This window comes from Rhizobacter sp. P2_H2 (assembly GCF_056403375.1).
In genome coordinates this window covers 1-3450 of record NZ_JBFUFP010000574.1, presented here as the reverse complement: position 1 = coordinate 3450, position 3450 = coordinate 1, and the positions used below count along the sequence as shown (strand labels likewise).

4 protein-coding genes and 1 pseudogene are annotated in these 3450 nt (G+C 70.1%); 3 read left to right on the top strand and 2 right to left on the bottom strand.

Annotated elements, in window-relative coordinates; translation table 11 throughout:
- A pseudogene (locus tag AC1D15_RS22740) lies at window positions 1-358 on the bottom strand (ABC transporter substrate-binding protein); the annotation flags it as partial.
- Between the two features lie 166 nt (window positions 359-524).
- Between AC1D15_RS22740 and hisN the strand changes: the two are divergent.
- From hisN to AC1D15_RS22725, 3 genes are all read left to right on the top strand, one after another.
- Window positions 525-1328 carry a histidinol-phosphatase gene (gene hisN, locus AC1D15_RS22735; protein WP_082004783.1) on the top strand — a complete coding sequence of 268 codons (804 nt, stop codon included), beginning with the start codon at window positions 525-527 and terminating at the stop codon, window positions 1326-1328.
- A gap of 131 nt (window positions 1329-1459) precedes the next feature.
- Complete coding sequence (locus AC1D15_RS22730) at window positions 1460-1999, top strand: Mpo1 family 2-hydroxy fatty acid dioxygenase (RefSeq protein WP_477827754.1); 540 nt, start codon at window positions 1460-1462, stop codon at window positions 1997-1999.
- A 3-nt stretch (window positions 2000-2002) separates the two neighbouring features.
- Window positions 2003-2995 (top strand): MBL fold metallo-hydrolase, encoded by a 993-nt coding sequence (locus tag AC1D15_RS22725; protein WP_477827753.1) that lies wholly within the window; start codon window positions 2003-2005, stop codon window positions 2993-2995.
- A gap of 9 nt (window positions 2996-3004) precedes the next feature.
- On the opposite strand, the gene AC1D15_RS22720 is transcribed toward AC1D15_RS22725, so the two are convergent.
- Window positions 3005-3450: undecaprenyl-diphosphate phosphatase (locus AC1D15_RS22720; protein WP_477827752.1), on the bottom strand; the 446-nt coding region annotated here is incomplete at its 5' end.

The following is a 3450-nucleotide window of genomic DNA, read 5'->3' as shown; positions in this document are numbered from 1 at the left end:
ACCAGCTGCCGTCAGCGGCCCGGTAGGCGGCCGGCAGCTTCTCGACGCCTTTCCCGGCATGGGGCTCGACCATCGCGCCGATGCGCGGGTCGAGCATGTTCGTCACCGCCCAGCCCCAGATCACGTCGTGCTGCGGGTTGCTCGCCTCGGCCAGGATGCGTGCACCCAGGTCGCCGGTGGACAGGCGCAGCACCTTCACGTCGACGTCCGGCAGGCTCCGCTTCGCCGCCGCCACGTACTCGGCGATCTCGTTCTCCTCCAGCGCGGTGTACGCGGTGATCGTGCCGGCCCGGGCCAGCCCGGGAACGGCGAGCGCGGTGAACAGCATGGCGGCAAGCAGGGGGCGATGGACGGTCATGGACTTCTCCGGTGGATGCCTCAAACGAGGGCGGGACAACAGGGGCGGGACACCAGCACAGGGCACGCTTCATGCATTCGCGTTGTGCGTTTCCTGGCGTTTGTGCAAATCTGTGTATTTCCACATGACGCTCCCGCACGATGCATGCCAACCCACGAGGTCCTCGATGAGCGATGAAGCGCTGTCCTCCGCCCCATCCGCCCTGCTGCCGGACGACGATGTCCGGTTGGCCCAACAGCTGGCCGATGAAGCCGGCAGGCTGGCGCTGCGCTGGTTCCGCGGCCGCGTCGAGGTGCTGACGAAGGCCGACGACAGCCCGGTGACGGTCGCCGACCGCGAGGTCGAGCGCATGCTGCGCGAGCGCATCACCGCGGCGCGACCCGACGACGGCCTGCTCGGCGAGGAACACGGCCGCGAACGGCTCGATGCGGAACGGGTCTGGGTGATCGACCCGATCGACGGCACGAAGGCCTTCATCACCGGCTCGCCGCTCTGGGGCAACCTGCTGGCGCTGCTGTGGCGCGGCCGGCCGGTTGTCGGCGTCGTGAACCTGCCGGCGCTCGGCGAGTGCTGGGTGGGACGCGCCGGACAGCCGAGCCGCTGGAACGGCGCGCCGTGCCGCAGCAGCGGCTGCACGCGGCTGGCCGACGCCCGGGTCTACACCACCTCGCCCGACGCCTTCGATGCCGACGGCTGGCGCGCCTTCGACGCGCTGAGCCGGCGTGCCGCGCTGCGGCGCTTCGGCGGCGATTGCCACAGCTACGGCTCATTGGCTTCCGGCCACGTCGACCTGGTGGTCGAGAGCGGGCTGCAGCCCTACGACTTCCTGGCACTGGTGCCGGTGATCGAGGGCGCCGGCGGCGTCATCACCGATTGGCAAGGCCGCGCGCTGCACATGGGTTCTGACGGTCGGGTGGTCGCGGCGGCCACGCTGGAACTGCAGGCCCAGGCGCTGGCCGCGCTGGCTTGAAGCCGTGACTTGAAACCGTGGCCGGACGCGCCATGTGCAAGGAGTCACAGTCGGCCGCTTGCGCTCAGCGGCAACCGCTCTAAGATGGGCCATCCGACCGCAGCCCCTGGCACCAGACCATGGAGAACACCATGACGAGACAACGTTCGGCCCTGGACCTCCTGTCGCAGTACGCGGCCTACCACCGCGACCGCCGCAACATCACCACCCATTTCTTCGGCATCCCGCTGATCGTGTTCGCCGTCAGCGTGCTGCTCGCCAAACCGGCCTTCACCCTCGGCAACCTCGCCCTCACCCCCGCCTGGATCGCCTGGGGCCTCGCCACCATCTGGTATCTGACGCGAGGCAACCTCACCCTCGGGCTCGCGGTCAGCCTCGTCAACGGCGTGCTGACCGTGCTGGCGCAGCAGGTCTCGGGCGGCAGCCTCGCCAGCTGGCTCGGCTGGGGCCTCGGCAGCTTCATCGCCGGCTGGGTCATCCAGTTCATCGGCCACTACTACGAAGGGCGCAAACCGGCCTTCGTCGACGACCTCATCGGCCTGCTCGTCGGCCCGATGTTCGTCACGGCCGAAGTGATGTTCGCGCTGGGCTGGGGCCGGCCGCTGCTGGCCGAGATCGAGCGCCGGGTCGGCCCGACCGTGCTGCGCGACCTCGCCCACCCCGCCGCCTGATTCGTGACCCTCCGCCAGGTTCGGCGCGCCGCGCTGGCGCTGGCGGCGCTGCTGGTCCTGGCCATCGCCTTCCTGGTGGTCCAGGCCCGGCGCCATCCTCCGCTCGATGAGTTCCGCCCGCTGACGCTGCCGCCGGCCCCCGCCGGCTCGGCCGTCACGGTGCGCTTCGCCGGCGTCGCGACGCTGCTGTTCGACGACGGCGAAACCGCCTGGATGACCGACGGCTTCTTCTCGCGGCCCGGCATGCGCCAGACCTTCTTCGGGCGCATCGGGCCCGACGCCGCAGCCATCGACAGCGCCCTGAAGCGCCTGGGCATCACCCGGCTGGCCGCCGTCGTCCCCGTGCATTCCCACTACGACCACGCGATGGACTCGCCCACCGTCGCGCTGCGCACCGGTGCCGTGCTGATCGGCTCCAACTCGACGATGCAGATCGGCTTCGGTGCCGGCCTGCCACGGGCCCAGCTGTATGAGGTGCACGCGGGCGAGGCCGTCGCGCTCGGCAAGTTCCGGCTGACCTTCATCGCGTCACGCCACAGCCCGACGCCGTGGAGCGACGGCGTGTCGGTGGAGAACATCGCAGCACCCGTCGTCCCGCCGACGCGCGCACCAGCCTGGCGCGAGGGCCAGGTGTGGAGCATCGTCGTCGAGCACGCCTCGGGCGGCCGCTGGCTGATCGAAGGCAGCGCCGGCTTCATCCCCGGCGCCTTGGCCGGCCGCCGGGTCGACACCGTGTTCCTCGGCGTCGGCACGCTCGGCCGCAAGGACGACGCCTACCGCAGCGCCTACTGGCATGAGACGGTGCAGCTGACCGGCGCAAAACGCGTCGTGCCGATCCACTGGGACGACTTCTGGCAGCCGCTCGATCAGCCGCTGCAGGCGATGCCGTTGCTGTTCGACGATTTCGGCGTGACGATGGCCGATCTCTCGCGGCGGGCAAAGCAGGATGGCGTCGAGTTGCGCCTGCCACCGCTGTTCACGCCGTTCACGCCGTAGCGCCGCTCCTCAATCCGCCCAGGTGACCACCCCACTCCACGCCGTCACCAGCACCACGATGCCGAACACGATGCGGTACCAGGCGAACGGCACGAAGGTGTGCGTGGAGATGTAGCGCAGCAGCCAGCGCACGCAGAAGAACGCCGAGATGAAGGCGGCCACCATGCCGACCACCCACATGCCCAGGTCGTCGACCGACAGCAGCGCGCGCTCCTTGTAGAGCGAATACACCGACGCGACGCCCAGCGTCGGGATCGCCAGGTAGAAGGTGAACTCGGTCGCCACCTGCCTCGACAGCCCGAACAGCATCCCGCCGATGATCGTGGCGCCCGAGCGGCTCGTGCCCGGGATCAGCGCGAAGGCCTGCGCGATGCCGACCTTCAGCGCATCCAGCGGCGTCAGGTCGTCGACCGAATGCACCCGCACGCTGTGCTGGCGCCGCTCGGCCCACAAGA

Bases quoted from the DNA above. Each gene is read 5' to 3' on its own strand.
- AC1D15_RS22730 (WP_477827754.1), top strand. From the start codon at position 1,460: ATGACGAGACAACGTTCGGCCCTGGACCTCCTGTCGCAGTACGCGGCC.
- hisN (WP_082004783.1), top strand. From the start codon at position 525: ATGAGCGATGAAGCGCTGTCCTCCGCCCCATCCGCCCTGCTGCCGGAC.